Consider the following 23322-nt stretch of genomic DNA (forward strand, 5'->3'; position numbering starts at 1 on the left):
TATCGAGGCATTCCACGTTCGGACAGTGCCGCCGATGGGTTAACAAGGCGTGAATGCATCAGCCTTGGACCGGTATTCCGACCTGTACGTCCTCGGCTGGTATACGAGCGTAAGGAGATTCGATGCGTAGAGTCATCAATCTTTGCAAGCAGGTTCCACTCCTGCCGATCACCATCCTTGCCGCCATCCCGCTGGCCATGCTGGGCACGTGGCGACCATGGGGCACGCGTTCCGTATTCGCCATGCTGTTTGGCTGGGATTCGGTCAATCCCGGTGTCGGGCAGTGGCTGGTGATTGCGCTGGTGCTATACACGATTATCGTCACCGTGCTTGGCATGATCGACGATGTGCGGCATGGTCACGTCGGCGTCGATCTGTTGGCCGTCATCGCCATCGCCTCGACGCTCGCCGTTCAGGAGTATTGGGCCGCTTGGGCCGTGGTGCTGATGATCTCTTCCGGTGAGGCGATTGAGGAATTCGCACAGTCGAAAGCCGAAAGCAACCTGACGGCGCTGATCGAGGCCGCGCCGAGGACTGCGCACGTAGTAAGACTGCCGGGTATGCGTGGACATGTGCATGCGTCCGGTACCGAACATGCCTCGGATATTTCGGAGGACGGCTTCCGTCGCGCCGTCACAATGTCCGATTCTGGTGAATCGGACACAGGAGCGCCGAAGGCTTACGACGCTTCCGGAGAGCATTTCACCACGATTTCCGTGGACGACGTCAAGTTGGGCGACGTACTGTTGGTGCTGCCGGGCGAGACGGTTCCGGTTGATGGCGAGTTACTGTCGGGGGCGGCCACGCTTGACCTGAGCAACATCAACGGCGAGCCACTACCGCGCGAAATCTACGCAGGGGCACGCGTCATGTCGGGAGCCGTCAACGGCTCGACAACGCTGACCATGCGTGCCACACAGCTTGCTCACGATTCGCAGTATCAGAAGATTCTGGAGCTTGTCTCGTCCGCGCAGGACTCACGGCCGGCCGTCGTGAAAACCGCCGACGTGCTTGCAGTGCCGTTTACCGTTCTTTCGCTTGCGATTGCGGTGCTCGCATGGATCATTGCCGGCACTCCATTGCGATTCGCGCAGGTGCTGGTGTTGGCCACGCCTTGTCCGTTGCTGATTGCGGCTCCGGTCGCGTATGTTGCCGGAACGGGACGGCTCGCCAAGGCGGGGATCCTTATCAAAGCGCAGGACGTGCTTGAAAACCTAGGCCGCGTGACGCATATCTTCTTCGACAAAACCGGCACGTTGACCGTTAAACAGCCGCAGGTCGTGCGTGTCGAGAAGCCGTTCGACGTAAGGTCCCCATTCAATGACGATCACATTCTCATGATGGCCGGCGTAGTGGAGGGGTACTCCGTGCACATTTTGTCGAAGGGCATCGCGGCGGCCGGGCAGCGGGCCATGCATGATTTGTATGCGCGGTATGCGGCAGGGCAGCGGCTGTGCGCGGAACGGAATCTTCCAGGACATGGGCGCGACTACCCGGTGGTGAACAACATTGTGGAGGATGCCGGCAAAGGCGTGTCCGGAGAGGTGAACGGGCACAAGGTGCGCGTGGGGCGTTATGCCTATGCCACGGCCGACGAGTTCGGCTTTTCGCCAGTGGTCCATGTGTCCGATTCTGGTGAATCGGACAAACGTGGCACCTCCACTACCCTCCAGATGTCCGATTCTCCCGAATCGGACAATATGAAGCCAGGAACTAGTGTTCAAGTGTCCGATTCACCAGAATCGGACATGCAGAGGATACGGAATGCGGGTGTACTGTCCGATTCACCAGAATCGGACAAACGGGCGGTGAAAGGCAGGCTGGATGTGAACTCGCGGTTCGCGCCGCTCGAACCGGATGAGATGGCCGCGTACGTGGCGCTTGACGGGCAACTGGCTGCACGCATCGTGTTGCGTGACGTGCCGCGCAAGAACGCGAAGAACGCCTTGGCCCGACTGCGCGAGCTTGGTGTCGGGAAACTGTCCATGCTGACCGGCGATAAGGCGGCTTCCGCACGGATCATCGCCGAGGAGGTCGGCATTGATGACGTCCATTCCGAACTGTTCCCTGAAGACAAAGTGCGTGCGGTCAAGGATGCTTCCGAAGCTACGCGCCGGCATCGGACGTGGTGGGATGGCTTCACGGGCGAATCCCGAATTCACCAGGTGACCATGATGGTTGGCGACGGTGTGAACGATGCGCCGGTGCTCGCGGCTGCCGACATCGGCATGGCCATGACCGATGGTACGTCGACCGCGGCTTCCGAATCCGCTCAGGTCGTGATCATGAACGACGACATCGCTTCCGTGCCGCGTGCCATCGCCATCGCTCGTCGTACCAAGAAGGTGATGCTGCAGGCGGTGCTCGTGGGTCTCGGTCTTGCCGTCATCGGCATGATTGCCGCCGCGTTCAACCTGATTCCGGTGGTGGTCGGTGCGTTTATGCAGGAAGGCATTGATGTGGTGAGCATACTATGGGCCCTCACTGCTTTGTGGGATAGGGAGTGAGCGCGCGGATTCGCCTTGGTGGTAGAGGCTGTTCTTGCGTCTTTCCCAAGATATTTGGGATTGGATGCGATGATGAACCGTGCACGATTCCCGGGAATGTGATTTCCTGAAAGTCGTGCACGATTATGTGATGCGGCCTCTATCCTTATATCCCAATAAATCCCTATAGTCCCATGGCCCTACAGCGAACTGGGTGAGATTTCGCCGGCGATGGGTCGCTTCATCCATTTGCCGAAGTCCGATCCGGTCACGCCTTGCGACAGTAGGAACATGATTTTCGCGTAGGCGGCCTCCAGCGTCATGTCACCCGATCCGATGGCCCCGGCGCGAGCGATCGCATCGCCCGTCTCATAATGGCCGAGCAGCACTTCCGCCTGCTGACATTGCGATGCGATGATAACCGGTACGCCGTCGTGCAGCACGTCGGCGATCACGTCGGTCAGACCCGGCTCGTCACTGGGCACATTACCTACGCCATATGCGCGTAACAGCACCGCCTCCGGCCGGGGTGTGAGCATGGCGTCCAGTCGTGCCGCAGAAATGCCCGGTACCATGTCGATTACGGCCACGTCATGGCGTTCGTACGGTTTCGGTGACCGCCAGCCACATCCGACCGCTGCGGAATCGTCCGCATACCAGTGCCAAGGCGTGCCGGTGCGTGCCAGCGGTCCGGTGGACGGCGCCGAAAACCCTTCGAACGCCCAGCTCGATGACTTGCTTACACGATTGCCGGCAAACAGATGATGCCCGAAGAACAGTCCCACGCCATGGAATCGTCCGCTCATGGCCGCGTTCAACGCACCGGTCACATTGGCGGTGGCATCCGATTCGATTTTGCCGAGCGGATGCTGCGAGCCCGTGAAGATCACCGGCTTGCCGAATTCAGTCAGCGCGTACGACAGGGCCGCGCTGGAATAGCTCATCGTATCGGTGCCGTGCAACACCACGAACGCGTCGGCGTCATCGGCATGCGTGCGCAAATCGTCGATCATCGTCTGCCAATTATCGGGCGTCGCATTCGACGAATCAATCAGCGGATCAAGTTCGGTGAACGAAAACAGGCCGGAGTCCATATGCGCATCCTCAAGCAGACGGAACAGCCATCCACGGGTGTCGGCGCCCGGAATCAGACCATTCGGCGAGTCGATCATCCCGATTGTGCCACCGGTGTAGGTGATGTGAATGCGCATTGCCTTCCTCCTTATCGAAAAATCGATGCGCCGGGTGGGCGGCCTGTATGTTCCGCCGCCCACTTTACTGTCTTGTCCGATATCGTGAGCGGCTACTTGCCCGGCGTTTGCGTGGTTTCCAGCACGTCGGCCACGCCGTTGCCGTTGTCGTCGAGCATCTCGTCCATCAGATCGCCGTTGATGCGACCGCGTACGTAGAACCAGCCCGCCACCATGGCGATGATGACCACCACGAACATGGCGAGCGTCCAACGGCCGGCAGCGCTGGTGAGATTCGACAGCACGACCACAGCGAAGAACAGCAGGGAGATGTAGTTGGTGTACGGTGCGCCCGGCATGCGATATTCCGGTCGCGTCTCCTCGCAGGTTTTCGCCTTCTTGAGGAATGCGAGATGCGTTACAAGAATGCACGTCCAGGTGCCGGCGATGCCGATGCCAGCCAGATTCATGACGATTTCGAACGCGTCGGATGGCAGTACCGCGTTAAGTGCCACGCCGACCAGTCCTAACGTGGAGGTGATGATGATGCCGCCATACGGCACGTGATGCTTGTTCATGCGTGCCGCGAATTTCGGTCCGGATCCGGCCACGGCCAGCGAACGCAGGGTGCGTCCGGTGGAATACAGGCCTGCGTTGAGCGAGGAAAGCGCCGCGGTCAGGACTACGACCTGGATCACGTCGCCGGCATGCGGAATGCCAATGCCGGAGAAGAACGTGACGAACGGCGATTCGTTGGAGGAGTAGGCGGTATACGGCAGCACGAGTGCCATGAGCACCACGGAACCCACGTAGAACACGAAGATGCGGATGATCATCGAATTGATGGCCTTCGGCAGCACTTTCTCGGCGTCCTTGGCTTCGCCGGCGGCCACGCCGACCATTTCGGTGCCGCCGAACGCGAATACGACGCCCAGAGTCAGGGCGAATACCGGTGCGATGCCCATCGGGAACAGGCCTCCGTTATCGGTGATGTTGGCGATGCCGGCGTGGGCGTCGCCAACCGGGGCGCCCGTCACGATGGCCCAGATGGCGATGAGCATGAACGCGACGATGGTGGCCACCTTGATGGCCGCGAACCAGAATTCCGCCTCACCGAACATTTTCACGCTCAGCATGTTCAGCACGAACACCAACGCCAGCGCGATCAGTGCCAGTAGCCATTGCGGCACGCCTTGGAACGCCTTCCAGTAGTGGAAGTACACGGCTACGGCGGTGATGTCGGCCATGACGGTCACGGACCAGTCCAGGAAGAACAGCCATCCGGTCACGTACGCGCCTTTCTCACCGAGGAATTCGCGTGCGTAGGAGACGAATGCGCCGGATGACGGGCGGCGGATTGCCAGCTCGCCTAATGCGCGCACCATCAGGAACGCGAAGATGCCGCATACGGCGTAGGCGATTGCCAGTCCTGCGCCGCCCTGCGACAGTCGGCCGCCCGCGCCCAGAAACAGACCGGTGCCGATGGATCCGCCGATGGCGATCATCTGGATATGACGTGGCTTCAGGTCCTTGGCATAGCCTGCGTCGCTTTTGTCTTGTTTGACTGCGCTGTGCGATGTTGCGTCGCTCACTGTTGCTTGCTCTTTCTCTGTGTTGTAGGTCCCATGCATGCGTGCCGTATGAGGGCGGTGGTATTCGTCAAACGTTTTAGTCTGATGAATAGGCACATGAATTAACAGGCACATTATAAGGACGGTGTGCAACTGAGCGAGATTCGGTTGCATCCGTGCCACGACAGTGGCGCCGTGAGTCGTTCGGGCCGTGTGATGCGGCTGGCCCCTGCCTGCCATGTCCATATCGGATGTGCTTAAATTGGTGCATCAGAGAGAAGCTGCATGGCGGTGGGAGACTGATATGGGGAATGAGATGCTGGCCGGTGCCGTGGGGGAGGCAAGGCCGGGCGAGGCGAAACGGTTCGGAACCGGAATGAGGGGTTGGATCCGCCGTCGTTGGCGTCCCATCACGTTCATCGCGTACGTCGTCGTGATCGTATGCGTGATGGCGTTCCATGAGCCGTGGTTCGATGAGGCGCAGTCATGGCTCATCGCACGCGATGCGTCATTCCGCGATATCCTGCTGCTGCGCCCGCATTACGAGGGGCATCCGCCGCTATGGTGGCTGATGCTGGCGATTCCCGCGAAGCTCGGGGTGCCATATGAGATCGGTCTGAAAGGCGTACAGTTGGTCTGCGCCGCGGTCATGGCATGGTTGCTGGTGTTCCGCTCGCCCTTCCCCCCGCTGGTCGCGGTCCTGCTGCCGTTCACATATTTTCCATGCTTCCAATATGGCGTCACCTCCCGTCCGTACGCGCTGATGTGCGCCGCCATATTCCTGGTGGCCGACTGCTGGAAGGGACGCGACCGGCATCCGTGGCGCTTGACGTTGAGTCTGCTGCTGCTCTGCTGCACCAGTAGCTACGGCATCGTTCTGGCATGCGCGGTGGCGTTGGTGTGGGTCGCCCGCGTGCTGCTGCAGGCGCGGTCCCTCCGCGCCCTGATCGCCGATTCCGGACGATTCGTCGCCTGGCTGACGCTGATGGCCGTGGGCCTTATGCTGGCCGCGTGCATCCTGCCATATCCCGACACCTTCGGCGTGACCCCCGGCACGAACGGCAATTCACCCATTCTGCAGTTCCTGATGTTCTGGCTGGTATTGCCGTCCGAAAGCATGTTCACGTCGTTCGCCGGCGATGTCTCGCTGCATGGCATGAGGATGGACGTCCTCCCGATTGCGGTGTGCGTGGTACTGTCGGCGTTGATCTGGGCCGCGTTGGTCCGTCTTGCGCGCAGACGCGGCGACCTTGATATTCTGTTGCTGCCGTATGCGCTATTCGCGCTGTGTGCGGCGAAGTATTTCAGCCTGCATCATCTGGGCATCATGTTTGCGCTGTTCGTCGCGGATTGGTGGATGCTTGTCCGTGACAGTCCGCTTGATGCGGACGATGCGCCGGAACGTCTACGCCGATTCGTGAAGACACGGTTCGAGAAAACCGCCGAAACCCGGCGCTGGAGTCCCGCTGTCGTGCGTGACTGCGTGATCGTGGCGTTGCTGTTGCCAAGCCTGTTGTGGAACGTCGCCGCCATCACCTGTGACCTGCGCTACGACTATTCGGGCGCACGGGCCATGATGGCATTCGTCAAGCGCAACGGGCTCGAGCATGACCGTTGGGTGTCGTTCTGGCGCTACTATCCCGAAACCACCTGGCCGGACGGAAGCCATACGCCGCGCCAGGAAGATACGCACCGTTACAGCTGGGCGGCAATCGCCGCCGACCCGTACTTCGACCACGGCCTACTGGACTGTACCTATCGCGGCCGTGCCTACGAACCGAACCAGGTGCCGACGGCATCGCGGATGAATCGGGAAATCGCGGCCTGTGCCGCCAATGGCGAACCTGAATTCGTGATCGGAGACACCGATTTTCCGGATTACTATTTCAAGCGCCTCGGATACCGTATGCGCGACTATCGCAAGATCACGATTGCGACGAAGCGCACGCCGTGGAAGAACTGGACCACCACTGCCGACATCACGGCGTATGTGCGCGTGGATGTGTTGCGCGATCTGCGTTCGTGACACCCCGCCATTCCGGACTACGTCAGGAAGGGAGAGTTTGGCAGAGAGCCATCCAAGCATCCATTCCCCCGGCAAATCGACCCTTTTGCGTTTCGACGGTTTGCGTTAGGCTAGAGCGCGTGACTGAGACTAATGAACTTCGTATTGCTGTTATCGGCGCCGGCCCCGCAGGCGTCTACTCCTCCGACATCTTCCTGCGCCAACTGGGCAAGCTCGGCGACGAACTCGGCTTGGGTACCAAGGCCCGCATCGACCTGTTCGAAAAGCTGCCCGTACCGTTCGGCCTGGTGCGCTACGGCGTGGCCCCCGATCATCCTTCCATCAAGTTCATCGCCAGCGCGCTCGAGAAGACGCTCGACAACCCCGACATCCACCTGTACTGCGACGTGGAATTCGGCAAGGACGTGACGCTTGACGAACTGCTCGAACGCTACGACGCCGTGCTGTTCGCCACCGGTGCGGTGGAAGACAAGCCGCTCGGACTGCCGGGAGCCGATCTTGACGGCGTGTACGGTGCCGCCAAGTTCGTGGAATGGTATGACGGCTATCCGACCGGCGCTCGCGAATGGCCGCTCGAAGCCGAAGAAGTCGCCGTAATCGGCGGTGGCAACGTGGCCATGGACGTGGCGCGCGAGCTCATGCGCAACGCCGATGATCTGAAGGAACGTACCGACATTCCGGACAACGTGTACGAAGGCATCAAGGGCAACAAGGCCAAGGTGCTGCACCTGTTCATCCGCCGTGGCGTGGCCCAGGCCAAGTTCTCCGTGCAGGAGCTGCGTGAGATGGAAAAGCTGCCGGGCGTGCAGCTGATCATCAACGAGGACGATTTCGATCTGGATGACGACACCATCGAGGAGGCCGGCAAGGACAAGCTCACCCGCCAGATGGTCGAAGAACTGTTCACCATCCGTGAGATGGCCGAAGACATGGAAGACGACGGCGACACGGACTTCGAAGGCAATCCGGCCGACCGCAAGTACTATGTGCATTTCAACTCCGCGCCGGTCGAAGTGCTGGGCGAGGATGGCAAGGTCGTCGGCATCCGTGTGGAGAAGACCGAGACTTCAGCGGATGGCAGGATGAGCCGCACCGGCGAATTCGAGGAATACCCGGTGCAGGCTGTGTACCATGCAATCGGCTACAAGCCGGCCACTGCGCCGGGCATTGCCTATGACGAGCGCCGTGCGCACCTGGCCAATGCCCATGGTGATGGCCGTATCACCACGGCTGCCGAAGCCGGTGAGGATGTTGAGGTGCGTGAGCGCCTGTATGCCACCGGTTGGGCCAAGCGCGGTCCGGTGGGCCTGATCGGCTCCACCAAGTCCGACGCGCTGCTGATCGTCACCAACATGCTGGAGGATTTGTCCAAGGCCGCCGAGGGCGGACGCGTGGCCGCCGATCGCGATCCGGAATCCATCGACCGTCTGCTTGCGGAACGTGGCGTCAAGCCGATCGACTTCGCTGGCTGGAAGAAGGTCGATGCCTTCGAGCGTGCCGAGGGTGCGAAGGAAGGCCGCGAGCATAAGAAGGTCATCGAACCCGAGCAGATGCGCGCTCTGGCCCACGCCTGATTCCCGCAGCCCCTCGGGCAGAGAGCTCGAGGGGCTGCTCGTATGATGCTTCGATGCGCTGGGGTGGCGGCTTCACCGCATGTTTCGGCTTCCAGAAAAACCCAAGGTGTGCGTAAGGTCACGATAACTTTTCGGTCATAGCGTTACGCACGACAGGGGAATCATACGAAAACGGAGTGTCATGGGATTCGGCGATCGTAGAAATCACGTGTGGAAAACAGGTCGAATGTACATGCGTAGGCGCGTCACCGTGGCTGTGACCGGCATCGCGGCGGCAGCCGCACTGGCTGTCGCCTTTGGTACGGGAGCGGCTGGTTTGCAGGGCCTTGGCTCATCCGCATCCGAGGGAGGTGGAAAGAGCGCCTCTTCCAGCGGACAAGCCTCCTCAACATCACAAACCGATGCATCCGACAGTCCGATGCAGTCCGCGATGACCGGCATCGACGCACTTGACGGCAGCGCAACGATCTCAACTTCCGGCTTCACGCTCGACACTGACTCGCAACTGGCCATCGAATCGCAGATAACCAATTTCGAATCCGCGGGATATACCGCATCCTTCGTGCTGGTAGACATCAATACCGGCCGTGCGATCTCCTACAATGCGGATGCGCAGGTCTATTCGGCGTCCGCAATCAAAGCGCCGTTCATCATGGCACTCGCCTCGACGGGTACCATCGATCTGAACGCGGTATACCAAGCGGGCGATACGCAGAATGCAACGACGAAACAGAACATCGACCAGGTGCTGACCGTCTCCGACAATACCGCTTACAGTTGGCTGGTCGACACGTATGGCACCGACGCCTTCGATTCATGGGCGGCACAAGCCGGCACCGCCGTGCAGATGGCCGGCTATGGTTACGTGACCACTTGTGCGCGGGACATGGCGAAGCTGTGGACGCAGGGTTATGGATTCCTGTTCGCACAGCAGACGTCCGGGGCCGCCGATGTTTCCGACGAGGCGCTGCAGTGGCTGTCGGGCGATATGACGGATTCACTCAACTCCAATATTCATCGGGCGCTTGGCGACTCAACCACGGTGTATACGAAAGCCGGATGGATCAGTGGCGAAGGCGACCTGTATGCGTTAAATGACGGCGGAATCGTGGCGTCGTCATCCGGTGCGTACGTGCTCAGCGTGATGACGGACGCATGCGGACGCAACGATTTGCTCACCGAGCTGGTTGACGTATTGGATTCGGTGCATTCCGGCGCCATGCTGGCGTAGGGCGATTCGCGATCGCACGCTTTGCGCGCACCTGATATGTTGCGCCGGTCGGTGGCGGGGTGCGGACCCGATAAGGCGCCCAGCATGTATCCAGCAAAATATCAGACTGCATCTTTACGCTTGGGCCCTATGAACGGCAAATTGCGGGTGCATGGCCATTGCAATGGCTTGAAGACAACGCTGCTTTTCGCGTTGATGTGGGGCGTCATCATGCTGATTTGGTGGGCTACGGGTGGTAGTCAGCGCACGCTTGGCGTCTACATTCTCATCGGTCTTGGCTCGACTTTCGTCTCGTACTGGTTTTCCGACAAACTGGCCATCGCGTCGATGGGTGCGCGGGCCGTCAGCGAGCAGGAGGCGCCGATGCTGTACAAAATCGTGCGCGAACTGTCCGCAAAGGCGGGCAAGCCGATGCCGCGCATCTACATTGCGCCGACCATGAGCCCCAACGCCTTCGCGACCGGCCGTAACGAACGGCATGCCGCCGTCTGCTGTACGCAGGGCATTCTGCAGATGCTCAACGAGCGTGAGATTCGCGGCGTACTCGGCCACGAACTCATGCATGTGTACAATCACGATATTCTGACCTCCGCAATCGCATCCGCCATGGCCACGGTGATTTCGTATCTCGGCTATTCGCTCATGTATTTCGGAGGTGGCTCGTCGCGAGACAATCGCAACGGCTCGTCCAGCAATGGACTCGGGTTGCTCGGCGTGCTGCTGAGTGCGATCCTTGCGCCGATTGCCGCCTCTTTGATTCAGATGGCGATTTCGCGCACGCGCGAATACGATGCCGATGAGGACGGTTCGATGCTGACTGGCGATCCCGAAGCGCTCGCCTCCGCGTTGAATAAGATTTCGTACGGTGCCGAGGCCGCGCCGATGCGCAAGACCGCAGGCACGCAGTCGGTGGCCGCGATGATGATCGCCAACCCGTTCTCCACAGAAGGCTTCTCCCGCCTGTTTTCCACGCACCCGCCGACCGCCGACCGCATTTCGCGACTTATGCAGATGAGCCAGGAGATGAAGGCGCAGGGCGTGCAGTCCGGATATACGTCCGATGGGTATGCGCAGGGCGGGTATTCGCAAGGACCGTTCCGCAGCTGACTGGTGGATTTGGACGGCGGATTTAACTGGCGGATGCTTGTGCGGCGCGAGTACAGCGCTCGTGTGGCGGAGTCTCTCAACGGACTCGGCTGACGGATCTGGCTGGCGGGCGGTTATGCGGGCGTTGCGGCGCGGGTCGGTAATCCGTATATCGGGAACCGCGTCTGTGGAGCCGTGCGCGACGTGCTAAACTTAACCTCCGTGCCCAAAAGGCACTTTTTGCGGATGTAGTTCATCGGTAGAACGAAAGCTTCCCAAGCTTTAAAGGCGGGTTCGACTCCCGTCATCCGCTCCACGATTTCTCCAACTTCAGGATTATTCCAACAGCATAGCCAGAGAAGCCGATTGAAGGCTAAGGTGTATGTATGGATATGCTTGAAGCGATGCGTTCACGGCACACCGTATGTGCCTATACCAACAAGCCGATACCTGACGACATCGTATCGTTGCTTACTAGGCGCGTTGCGCATGACAATCAAAAATATGGCACGGCCATCACTCTACGAACCGAAGACACAACTGCGTTCGGCCCCATCTTCAAACTGATACGTGCCAAAGGTGTGCGTAATTTCCTCATCATGTCCGCGAATCTGCGTGAGGGGGAGGACCCTCGAGAACTGGACGAACGACTGGGATATGCGGGCGCCGATCTCATGTTGTACGCGCAAACCTTGGGCCTCAATACCTGGTGGGCGGGCGGTACCTACAGCCGTAAGATTGTGGACAAAATGGCGGAAGGTAACCGGACCATCGCCGTCATCGCCATCGGATACGGAGCGGAGCAAGGCGAGCCGCACCAATCCAAATCCGTTTCCGAAGTCTGCAAATACGACGGTAAGGCCCCTACATGGTTCACGGACGGTGTGAAAGCGGCACTGCTTGCACCGACGGCATTCAACAAACAGGACTTTTTCATCGAAGGACACGGGCGGATCGTGTCCGTTCGTCTGACCAACGAGACGTCATACTCCGGAGCTGATCTGGGTCTGGTCAAATACCATTTCTCACTAGGGGCGGGAGCCGATAATTTCGGCTGGGCCTGACTGGGGCTGGAGCCGACCAGAGTGCTGGGCTTAGGTGGGGGCACTTGGCTTAGCCGGGCACTCGGGACCAAGCTGGGGCCAACAACCGTTGCCTTGGGTTCTGGTTTGTCCGATTCTGGTGAATCAGCCATCCGGAGGGCAAAAGTATGGGCATGTTTGTCCGATTCTGGAGAATCGGACAAACAGGGTGTGCCAAAACGTACACGGATGGCTGATTCACCAGAATCGGACAAACGAAAGGCGAGCGTACGCCGCCGCAACTACCGGTTGCAGGGAGAAATTCGGTTGCACCAAGGCCGTGCAACCGCAAGATGGTGGCACGCAACCGAAGCCATGTGGCAATCTGCAATCATCAATCGCAAACACGTTCCACACTTTCGAGGGCAAGATCGCCAATCGAACGGTATGAGACGATGGAACCAATCGCAGTAAAGGAGCAAAGATGAGCTTCAGGGAAAATCTGCAATACCTGCGCGGCACCCGCAATATGACGCAGGAGCAGCTGGCGATGCTGCTCGGCGTCTCACGGCAGGCCATCTCGAAATGGGAGTCCGAGAAAGCATATCCGGAAATGGACAAATTGCTGATGATCTGCGACCTGTTCGGCGTAACGCTTGATGACCTGGTGATGGGTGACGTTCGCAGACCGAATTCGGGCATACGTGAATCGACCGCCGATACGTCTACGAATTCCGGGTCGGTCGGGGTTGTGGCCGCAATTGCGCAACCGGTCGGTTTCGCGGCGGCTTCGTCGTCGCTGCGAAACCAGACGGAATCGTCGGCTTCGACGCAAGACGCGCCGACTGCGCTGCAAGCGGATCACCCTGCAGCGACGCCGCGTTCCGCCGCAGCATCGCGCTCTGCAATGCCGCAAGACATGGTCGGCTACGACAGGCATATGAAGATCCACGCATGGCTGACTGCACTTGGCGTCGCCGCGATGATTCTTGGCGTTGCGGCCGGCATGCTATTCGACTCCGAAAACTCAATTATCGGACACAGTCCGATGAATGAATTCCTGACCGCCGCGCCGATTATTCTCGGTGTGATCGTAGGCTGTGCGTTGCTGATTCCTGCCGGTGCCCTGCATGGCGATTTCCAACGGCGTCATCCGTACATTCAGGATTTCTACACGGATGATGACAAGTCGCGCGCAGTCATCGAAAATGGCATCGGTAAGGCCGTGGGTGTGGGGTTGATCATGGTCGGCGTATGCGTGATGGTGTACTGCAACGAGGTACTCGGCGTCAACAACGGATGGCCCGTCAGCATAATGCTGGCACTGGTGGCCGTAGCCGTATTCTGCTTCATCTTCACGGGGATGCGGCTCGATCGCACAAAGCTCGGCAAGTACAATCGCGAAAGCGAAGAGCGCAATGCGGAGGGTGATTCCGCGGAGGATGATTTCGAAAGCCCGTCACAGCCTATGAGTGTGACCGACAAATACTACAACAAACTTACCGGGGCGGTGTGCGGTATCATCATGCTGATTGCAACGGTGATGGCGTTGCTCATGCTGTTCGTGGGCGTCAATGCGAATGCCGCGCTTGGGGGCGATCCTAGTTTTTGGGGAGCTGTTTTCTGGATTCCTTGGCCGATTGGCGGCATCCTGTGTGGCGTTGCCGGCGCAGTCATCCAGTTGCTGAAGTATCGTAACGGCCGACGGTAGGGCGCTGGGATTGCTGGCTGCGAATGGAGTGATGCGGAGCCGTGGGGTTGTGCAGCTGCGGGTTGTGCAGCTGCGGGTTGTGCAGCGCGTGGCATGCGGCTTGTGGCATGCGGGCAGTTGTCTGATGGGTTTGTTTGTCCGATTCTGGTGAATCGGACAAACAAACCCATATCTTTTGCCTTTACCTGACTGATTCTGGAGAATCGGACATTTGGATACCTGATATTGGGGTCTGAATGGCTGATTCACCAGAATCGGACATCTGTGGAATGCGTTGTTCTATTCCAACTAAGACAGTGGTTCCTAGCTGTTATTCGAGACAAATGGTGGATTCGCGTTGGACTAGCTTGCAAGGTAGAGACTTAACACCATGATGGGGGTAACCTTGAATGGCATCTAGCAACATATTTGCTGCTTGGCTTCCAATATCGGTGGCGAGATTATCTATACTCGTGAGTTCCGGTCGGGAGAGAGTGACGATTTCAAACCAATTGTCATGGCCAATGACGGCCACGTCATCTGGCACTCGGATGCCACGTTCTTTGAGAACGTCGATGCAGCCTCGAGCAATCTGGTCATTTTGGCAGACAATGGCATCAAATTGTATGTTCTGGTCGAGTAAAAGACGGGTGGCGCCACGCCCCCAGTCTCCGTGCCATGTGCCATAGCGTAAAGGGCCGGCGAGTTTGAGGCCGGCGTCCGCTAGTGCATTTAATGCTCCTTCGGCACGGTCTGTGGCGGCGGCAAAGGATTCGTCGCCGCCAATGATGGCTATGTGTCTGCGACCGCAGGAAATTAAATGATTGATGGCAAGGCGGCCGGCTCCGGTATTGTCACAGGTAATCGAAGCATCGCTAGGGTCTTCCGACGGAGCGTACGCATATACGACTGGTACGGCTAAATTTTGACCGAGAGAAGGGCGTGGGTCGGTCTCTCGGCCCATCATGATGAGACCATCAACGTTTAACGACAGTAGTTTTTGAATGTGCATTGCTTCAAATGTGGGATCATTGCGCGCATTGGCTAGCAGTACGGAGATTGATTGGGCGCTGCATACGTTTTCTGCGCCCATGAGAATTTGAGTGCAAAATCGGCCTTGCATATCAGAAGTGACTAATCCGATTGTGCCGCTCATGCCGGTCACCAGCGATTGTGCCATAGCGTTGGGTGTGTAGGAGAGTTCTTCGGCGATGCGATGCACCAGATTGCGGGTTTGTTCGCTGACGCGAGGATTGTTATGTAATGCTTTTGATGCAGTTGAAATCGACACGCCAGCTTTTCTAGCTACATCTTCGAGACGTGGTGAAGTCTTTGTTGTTCCTTTTTTCACGTAGTTGCCTTACGGGATTAGGGTTCTTGATGGTTCCTCCGCTAATTATAGCGTTTTCACGAAGTGTGAAAATAATGGTGAAAATAATGCCATATACTATTTTCAAATAGTTTGAAATTGACAGTAAAAAACTATTGTTTTATGATGTGAAAAGGTTTTAACAAATTGGGTGGTTGAAACCAAAGGATGCTCACTCGTCGTTGAGGGAGCGGAAGAAAATTAAGGAGAGTGGTTATGAAATCGCGTAGTTGGACTTTCAGAGCTCTTTCGGGCTTCGTGGCGACCATGCTACTAGCTGCCCCCCTTGCCGGTTGTGGTAGTAGCAATGACGCGACCGTTGCTAAAGACATTCCGGCAGGTGGTACGGATGATGGTACTGAACTGTCATTGTGGGTGCGTGCTGATAAGGAGCGCCAAGCGACTAATGCTGTCGAGGCCTATAACGCTAGCCATAAGAACCAAATCAAACTAGAACTGGTACCTAGTGAAGATATGGAGGGTAAAGTCGGTAGCTCATCACAAACGGATTCGCTGCCAGATTTACTTTCAGGTGACGTTGTGCGTATTCCATATTGGGCGGAGGAAGGTATCTTCACTGATATTACTGGCCAGATTAATGATTTGGACAATTTGTCCGACTTGACCCAAGGGCATATTGACGCCGGTACCGTTGGGGAAGCCAAATACACCCTGCCATTTTTCAATGATATTTCAGTAATGGTGTGGAATAAGGATTTGTATCAGGAAGCTGGTCTGGACCCTGAAAAGGGGCCCTCTACTATTGAAGAATTTGGAGAGCAGGCGAAAGCAGTCGCTGCGCTGAATAAAGAAGGCGTAGCTGGCACTTACGTTGCCGGCCAATGTGGTGGAGCCGCTGTATTTATGACTTTTCCAATGATTTGGGCCAGCGGAGAAGAGGTCATCAGTGAGGGTGGTGATACTTCGCTGCTTGACGGGACGGTTTCGCGGAAAGTATTTTCTATGTACCGTGATCTTGCGAGTACTGCTAACGGTATTGGCGCTGGATCCAAGGAAGAGAATTGTTCGACTTGGACTACACCGTTTGCTAACGGTAAAATCGGCGTGATGCCATATGCTGGAGCGTCTGTCGCTACATTGATTGAAGCTGAACAGTCTGGCGGTCCTCATATTGGAGTCGCGCCGATTCCGGGTATCAAAGAGGGTGAGAGCTCCACTTTCCTTGGCGGTGATGCTATTGGTATCTCTAAGGATTCAAAGAATGCAGCGCAAGCTTGGAATTTCTTGAGTTGGCTAATGTCTGAAGATGCCCAGCAAACAGTATTCGCTGATCATGGTGACACAGCAGCTAATCTTAAAGTGCTTAAAAATGGGTATAAGAGTATGGATGAACGAATCCAAATAGCCAATAGTGTGTTGGACAACGGACGTACTCCTGTGTCTAAGAATTTTAATGAGGCATTTAATGCAGCTGGCTCGCCATTCCAGATTTTCCTGCAGGATCAGGTGTGGGGAGAGGCAAATAAGTTAAAAGCCGATAATCAGTCAATTAGTGATGTATTGGCGCAGTGATACGTAACATTACCCCACCCTTATAGGTTGCGTCTGATGTATTGGTGTGTTATCAGACGCAACCTGCATAATTCAGCAGATTGTGAATTCTAGGGTCATTTTCGGCATCGTTGCAATAAAGGAGAATTCCATGTCTACCCGTTTATCTACCTCACAACGCCGATCCACGGCGGCAATGGTGGAGGCCAAAAGAGGGTGGTTGTACGCCATTCCTGATTGGTTGTTCATCATCGTTTTGTTCTTTGTGCCGATTGTGCTGTTGGTTGTCATGGCCTGTTCGCGTTGGGGCTTGATGGGAGGAAATCGAGGTATCAACTTCCCGGACAACTTTATCAAAGTGTTCTCGCATCCGTTGCTGGGGCATGCAGTGCTGTTCACGTTAGAGTATACAGTGCTTGTCACTGCTTTCTTACTGGCGCTTGGACTTGGCTTAGCGTTGATCGTGCAGGAGAGCACTAAATGGAATAACATGCTGCGCACCTGCTTTCTGCTGCCCTCCGCCACGGGCTTGGCATCGGCCTCGCTGCTGTTCTACGCGATGTATTCCCCGCAGGTCGGACCTGTGACGAAGATATTGAGCTTCTTCGGACTGATGGATTCCAACGGTTCCGTGCTCTCCACTGGACAAAGTGCGTTGTGGGCCACCATCATTGTTATTGTCTGGCGATTTTCCGGTTATTACATGCTTCTGATGATGATCGGCTTGCAGTCAATTCCGGGGGATTTGTACGAGGCGGCGCGCATGGACGGTGCCGGTGCGTGGCGTATCTTCCGTTCCGTCACATTGCCACTAATGAGACCGACCATTGTGATGTGCTTGGTCTATTGCGTGACCGGCTCCATTCTTGCTTTCGATCAATTTTTTATCATTACACGCGGCGGTCCGAACAATTCCACGCTTACGGTAGTGCAACTCATCTATAGTTTCGCCTTCGAATCGAAGAAAGATCTTGGAATGGCGGCTGCATTGTCCCTAATTGTGTTGGTGTTCCTGATGATTATTAATTCGATTCAGATGCGCGGTATGCGCGACAACACTAAGTGAAAGAGGGAGTGAATTATCATGGCTACCCCATTGTGGAAGCGTGTCATCGCCCGCATTCTCGAAGGTCTGCTGGCCTTCGTGTTCCTCGCTCCGTTGATTTGGGTCATAATCTGCTCATTCAGTCCGCAACCTGGCTCATCGCAGGTCGATGGATGGGGCATCAATAACTATTTGACGTTATTTAAGTTCCAGGAAGGACTTTCGGTTTATCTGTTCAACTCAGTGGTAGTTTCCGGAGTGACCGTAGTTTTTTCTGTCATTGTATGCACTATGGCAGGCTATTCGTTCTCTCGGTTTAATTATCCAGGGCGTAATTTTGGCTTTTTGGTGACGCTGTCAATCCTGATGGTACCTTATGCTTCATTGCTCATCCCAATGATGGTGTGGTTCAAGAATATCGGTTTGAACGATTCCCTGCTTGGCGTAGGACTGGTGATTACATTGTTCCAGTTGCCGATGTCAACGTTTATTATGCGCAACGCATTCGATGCCATTCCCAAGGACATGGAAGAAGCTGCCATGGTAGATGGGTGCAACTCATTGCAGGCCTTAATGAAAATTTTGGTACCGGTCGTTAAACCGAGCATGATTACAGTGGGCTTGCTTGCTTTTCTGGAAGCGTGGAACAATTTCATGATTCCGCTGTATCTGAGTTCTTCAGCTAAAGCGACTTTGCCGTTAGCCATGGTTAATATGCGCAGTCAGGCACTTGGTGCTATTGACTATGGCATTACCGAAGCTGGTGTCGTAGTACTGATGATTCCTTGTGTGATTTTGTTCCTTGTTCTTCAGAAGTACTACGTCAAAGGTTTTATGTCAGGTGCCATTAAGGGCTGATAACGATAAATAAGGAAGACAACCGCTATGAAAACAAAGTTGTTTAGCACGCGTCCCAATGTAGAGATCACTTCCGAATTTTGGTGTCGCTACCGCAATCTCATCGTCGACAAAGTATTGCCATATCAATGGGCTGTTATGTCAGACGAGCAAGACGCAAAGCTGCCGGATGACCCCTCGTCTGGCAATTCCTTTGATGGTAATGAAGGGCATACGCTCCGTAATTTGCGCATTGCTGCAGGGCTTGAAAAAGGACATCATACTGGCTATCAGTTTCAAGACTCCGATTTATACAAATGGCTAGAGGCTGTAGCGTATGCGCTACGTTATCGTGAGGATTCTCATCTGCGAGAATTGGCAGATGATTTGATTGACCTCATTTCCCAAGCGCAGGAGCCAGATGGTTATTTGGTTTCGCTATTCCAGATCGATTATCCGCGAGAACGTTTCAAACGACTGCGTCAATCACATGAGCTGTACACCATGGGGCATTATATCGAAGCAGCAGTCGCCTATTGGGAGGCGACGGGTAGCGGTAAAGCGCTCGATATTGCTCGAGGTATGGCCGATTGCATCGACCGAGCATTCGGACCGCAGGAAGGCAAGATTCACGGTGTTGATGGCCATCCTGAGATTGAGGTTGCCCTACCTAGGCTATACGAAGCTACCGGAGAGCCAAGGTATCTTGAGCTTGCGTCTTTTTTTCTGCATGAACGCGGTAAAGATCCAAATTTCTTGGATCAACAGTTTAAGGAGGGTCTGAGTCCGTGCGAAATGCTTAATGAATCAACATTTAGCCATAAGTATTATCAGATTGATAAACCTTTTACGCAACAGACCACCGCTGAGGGTCATGCCGTACGTGTTGTTTATTTATGTGAGGGAGCAGCTCACGTCGCTCATCTCGCTGACGATGAGCAGCTACGTGCAGCGGCTGAACGTTTATGGACAAACATCGTTGACAGACGAATGTATATTACTGGTCAGGTTGGTTCGACACATGAAGGTGAAGCGTTTACCTATGATTATGATTTGCCGAACGATACCATGTATGGTGAAAGTTGTGCCTCTGTAGGCATGGCAATGTTTGCGCGTCGCATGCTCGATATCGAGCAGAAAGGAGAGTACGCCGATGTGCTAGAGAAGCAGTTGTTCAATGGTGCTATCTCTGGCATGTCGCTCGACGGCTCACATTTTTATTATGTTAATCCTCTAGAAGCTGATCCGGCGTTGTCAGCATACAATCCCGATAAGAAGCATGTATTGACGCATCGAGCAGAATGGTTCGGATGCTCTTGTTGCCCGGCGAATATCGCACGTCTGGTGGCTTCGGTGGATCGTTATCTGTACACAGTGACGGATAATACAATTTATGCGCATCAGTTTATTGCCAATCGAGCTTCATTCGGCCATGGAGTGAGTGTTGTGCAAGATAGTGATTTTCCTCGCAGTGGTCATATATCGTGGCATGTGGAGAGTTCCGCCAATACAGATTTCCGTTTCGCGATACGTATTCCTGATTGGGCGGAAGATAACTATGTTTTGCAAATAAACGGCATATCGACTGCGATACCTCCTCGAAACGGGTTCATCACACTGGAGGTGCCTGCTTCATGTATATCGATGAATGTAACGCTGGATTTAGATATGTCTGTGCGGGCCATGCAAGCCAATGAAAATGTGCGGGCGGATGCTGGTAAAGTGGCCTTTATGCGTGGTCCGACGGTATTCTGTGCGGAACAAGTCGACAATACTAACGATTTATGGAAGTATCGAGTTACGCAGGAAGCATTGCGAGGCGGTGCTGTGTCTCAATTCGACGCTGATCTGCTGGGTGGTGTTGAAACGATATGCGTTCCTGCGGTTCTTGATAAGAATAATAATGTCAAAAAGTTATATTATCCGGTGAATCATGATGATGAAGCGGATATGGAATCGGTTAGCCTACGATTGATACCGTATTACGCTTGGGCAAATCGTGAGAATGGGCAAATGCTTGTCTGGCTGAGGCGAGGGGATAAGACTACATGATTGCAGATTCTCACATGCTAAAGCTTGAGCGTTAAACACAGCGGCATCCGGCGCCAAGCAGTTCATGGGATACATCTGACTAGGATGTATCCCATGAACGTATGCGATGGGGGATACTCATTACAGTGATGAAGGTTTTTCAAAACCCCTGATTAAAGTCATTGATGTCAATCCTCATGAGGTGAAAGTGGGCATAGTGACAAATGATAATCAGACGAACTCTCCTAAGTCTTCCATAGTGCCACGCAATCCGTTGCTTGGACATGCGATTTCGCATCGTGGCACGATTATCGGCCTGTGTGCAATCGTGTTGTGGGGGTTCATGGCCGGGCTGGTGCGTCTCGTCGCCGACGCATTCGGTGCAACGCTCGGATCTGCGCTGATCTACACCGTCGGTGGCATGATGCTGATGATCGTACGTCGACCGGCGCCGATTCGTAAGGCGCCACGTAAATATCTGATCATTGGCGGTGCCATGTTCATCGCGTACGAAGCGTCAATCTCATTGTCGATCGGACTCGCCTCAACGGCCGCGCAATCTGTGGAAGTGAGCTTGGTCAACTATCTATGGCCCACACTGCTGGTACTGATGACCGCTACGGTCTCACATAAGCGCGGTGCGGTCTGGAAAGCGCTGCCAGGCGCGATTGTGGCGACAATCGGCGTGGCGATGGCCGTCGGAGGTGAGAGTCTCGACGTACATGAGGCCATGCGTAACATCGCATCGAATCCACTGCCGTATGCATTGGCGCTCGCAGGCGCGTTCATATGGGCAGTGTATGCAACCGTGACACCTGCGATGTCCGACGGCTACGATGGTACGACGATTTTCTTCTGCTGCGTGGCCGCAGTACTGTGGGCGATTCACTTCGCGTCCGGCCAAGGCTGGCCAACATCCATGCCGTCGATAAGCGGATATGTGGCACTGGCGGCCTGTGCACTGTCGATTGCCGGCGGATACGCTTGTTGGGGTTATGGCATGTTGCACGGAAACATGGAGACGCTGGCGGTCGGCTCATATGCCACGCCCGTGTTCTCCACCGCATCTAGCACGGTGCTGCTCGGTGTGGCTTTGGGCGTGCCATTCTGGATTGGCGTGGTGCTGGTGGTGGCGGGGTCGCTGATCAATCTGTGGTTCGCGCGGCGTGCCCGTTAGCCATCTCTCCGCATGTCCGATTCTCCCGAATCAGACAGTCTGATTGGTTCGTGCGCTGTATGAATGTCCGATTCTGGTGAATCAGTCACATACATTCCGTTTTCTGTACCCCGGTTGTCCGATTCTCCAGAATCAGACACATGCGGTGCAGTATGGCAGCATTGGATGACTGATTCACCAGAATCGGACAAACTGGGGCGAACTCCTGTTATTCCCGCTGAAGATTGACAGTCCACCCCCCGTAGCCTCGCGACACGCCCGAAAATGTGGATAACTCCCGTCCTTCGACCACAACCCCTGTTTCTGCTGGCACGTCCACCCGAAATCCCCTATCGTGTGCGCATGAACATGCACAGGAATTCTTCTGCAAGAGCAACGAAAGCTCAGCAGCGTCTAGACGCGATGCTCCGTCAAGCCTATGCGCACCGCCGTCTTGCGGTACCCGAGCAGCCTAAGGATCGCCGTGCATGCCAACGTCGTGTACATACCGGCATGATTATCATGCCGAAGAAGGGCTACTACATCAGTGCGCAGCAGTGGAATGCACTTTCCTACGCCGATCGCATCAAATGGACGCTTCGGACAGTTTGCCACGAACATCCGGACTGGGTGCTGTGCGGTCCGTCCGCTGCCGGTGCGTACGGTTACTCGACCACCCTGCAATTGCAGCGGTACGTGCACATTGCAGTGACGGAACGTTCCAAGGCGGGGCGTCACGGCTTCGTCATCGCACATTTTTACAAGGATCCTCCGCCGACGAAAGTAGTGGACGGCATGCAGGTCACCGCAGAAATTCAGACTATGGCGGACTGTGCGCGGATGCTGGATTTTGAAAATGCGATGATTGTGTGCTGCACAGGTTTGCGCAAAGGTAATCTCACGAAGACGCAACTGCAGGAGTTCGTTGGCAATAAAAGGAAGATCGGCGGAATCATCCGTGCACGTTATGTTGCGGAGCATGCGGAGCCGGCATGCGAGAACGGCGGTGAGGTGGCCGCGCTCGCCGCGATGCTGGAATTGGGATTCGCACAGCCGCAGGCGCAGGTTACTTACGTAAGTCCGTTGGATGGTCGCAATATCAGGGCTGATTTTTCATGGGAACGTGACGATGGCAGCATTGTGGTCGGTGAGTTGGATGGTCGGCAGAAGTATGTGGACCCGTCCATGACGGTCGACGGTGACACGGTTGATGTGATTTTGCGAGAGAAGGACCGTGAAAGTGAACTGAATATGCTGAAAATTAACGTCGTAAGATTCCAGATGGAGCATGTCCGATCCCGGGAACCATTGCGGCGTCGGCTTGACGCGGCTCGAGTGCCACGTGACCTATGTGCTTATGCCTCGCCGTTCGCGGGATTCCGAAGCACCGCCTACTAGAAGCGTGGCAGTTCCTGTCCTGTTCCTCTTTCTCTTTGTTCTTTCCTGATTCTGTTCGCACACGAGCCGTGCCCGCTTGGCTTATAGCGCCACCGGAT

Annotated in this window: 16 protein-coding genes and 1 tRNA gene; 14 read left to right on the top strand and 3 right to left on the bottom strand. The window is 55.8% G+C overall.

The window, feature by feature from the left end; translation table 11 throughout:
• Nucleotides 1-122: 122 nt before the first annotated feature.
• A complete protein-coding gene (locus HMPREF1494_RS06410; RefSeq protein ID WP_034521148.1) occupies nt 123-2507 on the top strand; it encodes an HAD-IC family P-type ATPase in 2385 nt (794 codons plus the stop codon).
• 179 nt (nt 2508-2686) lie between these two features.
• On the opposite strand, the gene HMPREF1494_RS06415 is transcribed toward HMPREF1494_RS06410, so the two are convergent.
• Both HMPREF1494_RS06415 and HMPREF1494_RS06420 read right to left on the bottom strand, forming a co-directional pair.
• Nucleotides 2687-3697: an asparaginase gene (locus HMPREF1494_RS06415; protein WP_034521152.1), complete on the bottom strand. Its 1011-nt coding sequence runs from the start codon at nt 3695-3697 to the stop codon at nt 2687-2689.
• A gap of 92 nt (nt 3698-3789) precedes the next feature.
• The gene (locus HMPREF1494_RS06420) at nt 3790-5307 is read right to left on the bottom strand and encodes an amino acid permease (RefSeq protein ID WP_034521153.1); all 1518 of its coding nucleotides are present in this window, start codon (nt 5305-5307) and stop codon (nt 3790-3792) included.
• 244 nt (nt 5308-5551) lie between these two features.
• On the opposite strand from HMPREF1494_RS06420, the gene HMPREF1494_RS06425 reads away from it, so the two are divergent.
• The 7 genes from HMPREF1494_RS06425 to HMPREF1494_RS06455 all read left to right on the top strand — a co-directional run bounded on the left by HMPREF1494_RS06425 (nt 5552) and on the right by HMPREF1494_RS06455 (nt 13897).
• Entirely contained in the window at nt 5552-7273 is a 1722-nt protein-coding gene (locus HMPREF1494_RS06425) for a hypothetical protein (RefSeq protein WP_034521155.1), read from the top strand.
• A 119-nt stretch (nt 7274-7392) separates the two neighbouring features.
• A complete protein-coding gene (locus HMPREF1494_RS06430) occupies nt 7393-8847 on the top strand; it encodes an FAD-dependent oxidoreductase (protein WP_003842972.1) in 1455 nt (484 codons plus the stop codon).
• 232 nt (nt 8848-9079) lie between these two features.
• Nucleotides 9080-10078 (top strand): serine hydrolase, encoded by a 999-nt coding sequence (locus HMPREF1494_RS06435; RefSeq protein WP_231495359.1) that lies wholly within the window; start codon nt 9080-9082, stop codon nt 10076-10078.
• A 129-nt stretch (nt 10079-10207) separates the two neighbouring features.
• Nucleotides 10208-11185, top strand: a complete 978-nt coding sequence (gene htpX / locus HMPREF1494_RS06440; protein ID WP_034521159.1) for a zinc metalloprotease HtpX — start codon at nt 10208-10210, stop codon at nt 11183-11185.
• A 221-nt stretch (nt 11186-11406) separates the two neighbouring features.
• Nucleotides 11407-11480 (top strand) — tRNA-Gly (locus HMPREF1494_RS06445).
• A gap of 70 nt (nt 11481-11550) precedes the next feature.
• The gene (locus HMPREF1494_RS06450) at nt 11551-12228 is read left to right on the top strand and encodes a nitroreductase family protein (protein WP_034521162.1); all 678 of its coding nucleotides are present in this window, start codon (nt 11551-11553) and stop codon (nt 12226-12228) included.
• 442 nt (nt 12229-12670) lie between these two features.
• Nucleotides 12671-13897, top strand: coding sequence for a helix-turn-helix transcriptional regulator (locus HMPREF1494_RS06455; protein ID WP_034521165.1), 1227 nt, complete (start codon nt 12671-12673; stop codon nt 13895-13897).
• A gap of 310 nt (nt 13898-14207) precedes the next feature.
• On the opposite strand, the gene HMPREF1494_RS06460 is transcribed toward HMPREF1494_RS06455, so the two are convergent.
• A complete protein-coding gene (locus HMPREF1494_RS06460; protein WP_034521167.1) occupies nt 14208-15227 on the bottom strand; it encodes a LacI family DNA-binding transcriptional regulator in 1020 nt (339 codons plus the stop codon).
• A gap of 234 nt (nt 15228-15461) precedes the next feature.
• Here HMPREF1494_RS06460 and HMPREF1494_RS06465 point away from each other — a divergent pair, with 234 nt between their 5' ends.
• The 6 genes from HMPREF1494_RS06465 (at nt 15462) to HMPREF1494_RS06490 (ending at nt 23224) form a co-directional block, all read left to right on the top strand.
• The gene (locus HMPREF1494_RS06465; RefSeq protein WP_034521170.1) at nt 15462-16778 is read left to right on the top strand and encodes an ABC transporter substrate-binding protein; all 1317 of its coding nucleotides are present in this window, start codon (nt 15462-15464) and stop codon (nt 16776-16778) included.
• A 130-nt stretch (nt 16779-16908) separates the two neighbouring features.
• Complete coding sequence (locus HMPREF1494_RS06470) at nt 16909-17823, top strand: carbohydrate ABC transporter permease (protein ID WP_034521173.1); 915 nt, start codon at nt 16909-16911, stop codon at nt 17821-17823.
• 18 nt (nt 17824-17841) lie between these two features.
• Nucleotides 17842-18660: a carbohydrate ABC transporter permease gene (locus HMPREF1494_RS06475; protein WP_034521174.1), complete on the top strand. Its 819-nt coding sequence runs from the start codon at nt 17842-17844 to the stop codon at nt 18658-18660.
• Between the two features lie 27 nt (nt 18661-18687).
• Entirely contained in the window at nt 18688-20691 is a 2004-nt protein-coding gene (locus tag HMPREF1494_RS06480) for a glycoside hydrolase family 127 protein (protein WP_034521176.1), read from the top strand.
• 235 nt (nt 20692-20926) lie between these two features.
• On the top strand, nt 20927-21847 hold the full coding sequence (gene yddG / locus HMPREF1494_RS06485; protein WP_034521238.1) for an aromatic amino acid DMT transporter YddG: 921 nt from the start codon (nt 20927-20929) through the stop codon (nt 21845-21847).
• A gap of 402 nt (nt 21848-22249) precedes the next feature.
• On the top strand, nt 22250-23224 hold the full coding sequence (locus HMPREF1494_RS06490; RefSeq protein WP_051404738.1) for a hypothetical protein: 975 nt from the start codon (nt 22250-22252) through the stop codon (nt 23222-23224).
• Nucleotides 23225-23322: the final 98 nt, after the last annotated feature.

It is taken from the genome of Bifidobacterium sp. MSTE12 (genome assembly GCF_000513015.1).
GTDB lineage: Bacteria > Actinomycetota > Actinomycetes > Actinomycetales > Bifidobacteriaceae > Bifidobacterium > Bifidobacterium dentium.

Coding starts and splice junctions, on each gene's coding strand:
- HMPREF1494_RS06465 (WP_034521170.1), top strand. CDS start 15,462: ATGAAATCGCGTAGTTGGACTTTCAGAGCTCTTTCGGGCTTCGTGGCG.
- HMPREF1494_RS06480 (WP_034521176.1), top strand. CDS start 18,688: ATGAAAACAAAGTTGTTTAGCACGCGTCCCAATGTAGAGATCACTTCC.
- HMPREF1494_RS06420 (WP_034521153.1), bottom strand. CDS start 5,307: ATGCATGGGACCTACAACACAGAGAAAGAGCAAGCAACAGTGAGCGAC.
- HMPREF1494_RS06435 (WP_231495359.1), top strand. CDS start 9,080: ATGCGTAGGCGCGTCACCGTGGCTGTGACCGGCATCGCGGCGGCAGCC.
- HMPREF1494_RS06415 (WP_034521152.1), bottom strand. CDS start 3,697: ATGCGCATTCACATCACCTACACCGGTGGCACAATCGGGATGATCGAC.
- htpX (WP_034521159.1), top strand. CDS start 10,208: ATGAACGGCAAATTGCGGGTGCATGGCCATTGCAATGGCTTGAAGACA.
- HMPREF1494_RS06410 (WP_034521148.1), top strand. CDS start 123: ATGCGTAGAGTCATCAATCTTTGCAAGCAGGTTCCACTCCTGCCGATC.
- HMPREF1494_RS06450 (WP_034521162.1), top strand. CDS start 11,551: ATGGATATGCTTGAAGCGATGCGTTCACGGCACACCGTATGTGCCTAT.
- HMPREF1494_RS06455 (WP_034521165.1), top strand. CDS start 12,671: ATGAGCTTCAGGGAAAATCTGCAATACCTGCGCGGCACCCGCAATATG.
- HMPREF1494_RS06475 (WP_034521174.1), top strand. CDS start 17,842: ATGGCTACCCCATTGTGGAAGCGTGTCATCGCCCGCATTCTCGAAGGT.
- HMPREF1494_RS06490 (WP_051404738.1), top strand. CDS start 22,250: ATGCTCCGTCAAGCCTATGCGCACCGCCGTCTTGCGGTACCCGAGCAG.
- HMPREF1494_RS06470 (WP_034521173.1), top strand. CDS start 16,909: ATGTCTACCCGTTTATCTACCTCACAACGCCGATCCACGGCGGCAATG.
- HMPREF1494_RS06425 (WP_034521155.1), top strand. CDS start 5,552: ATGGGGAATGAGATGCTGGCCGGTGCCGTGGGGGAGGCAAGGCCGGGC.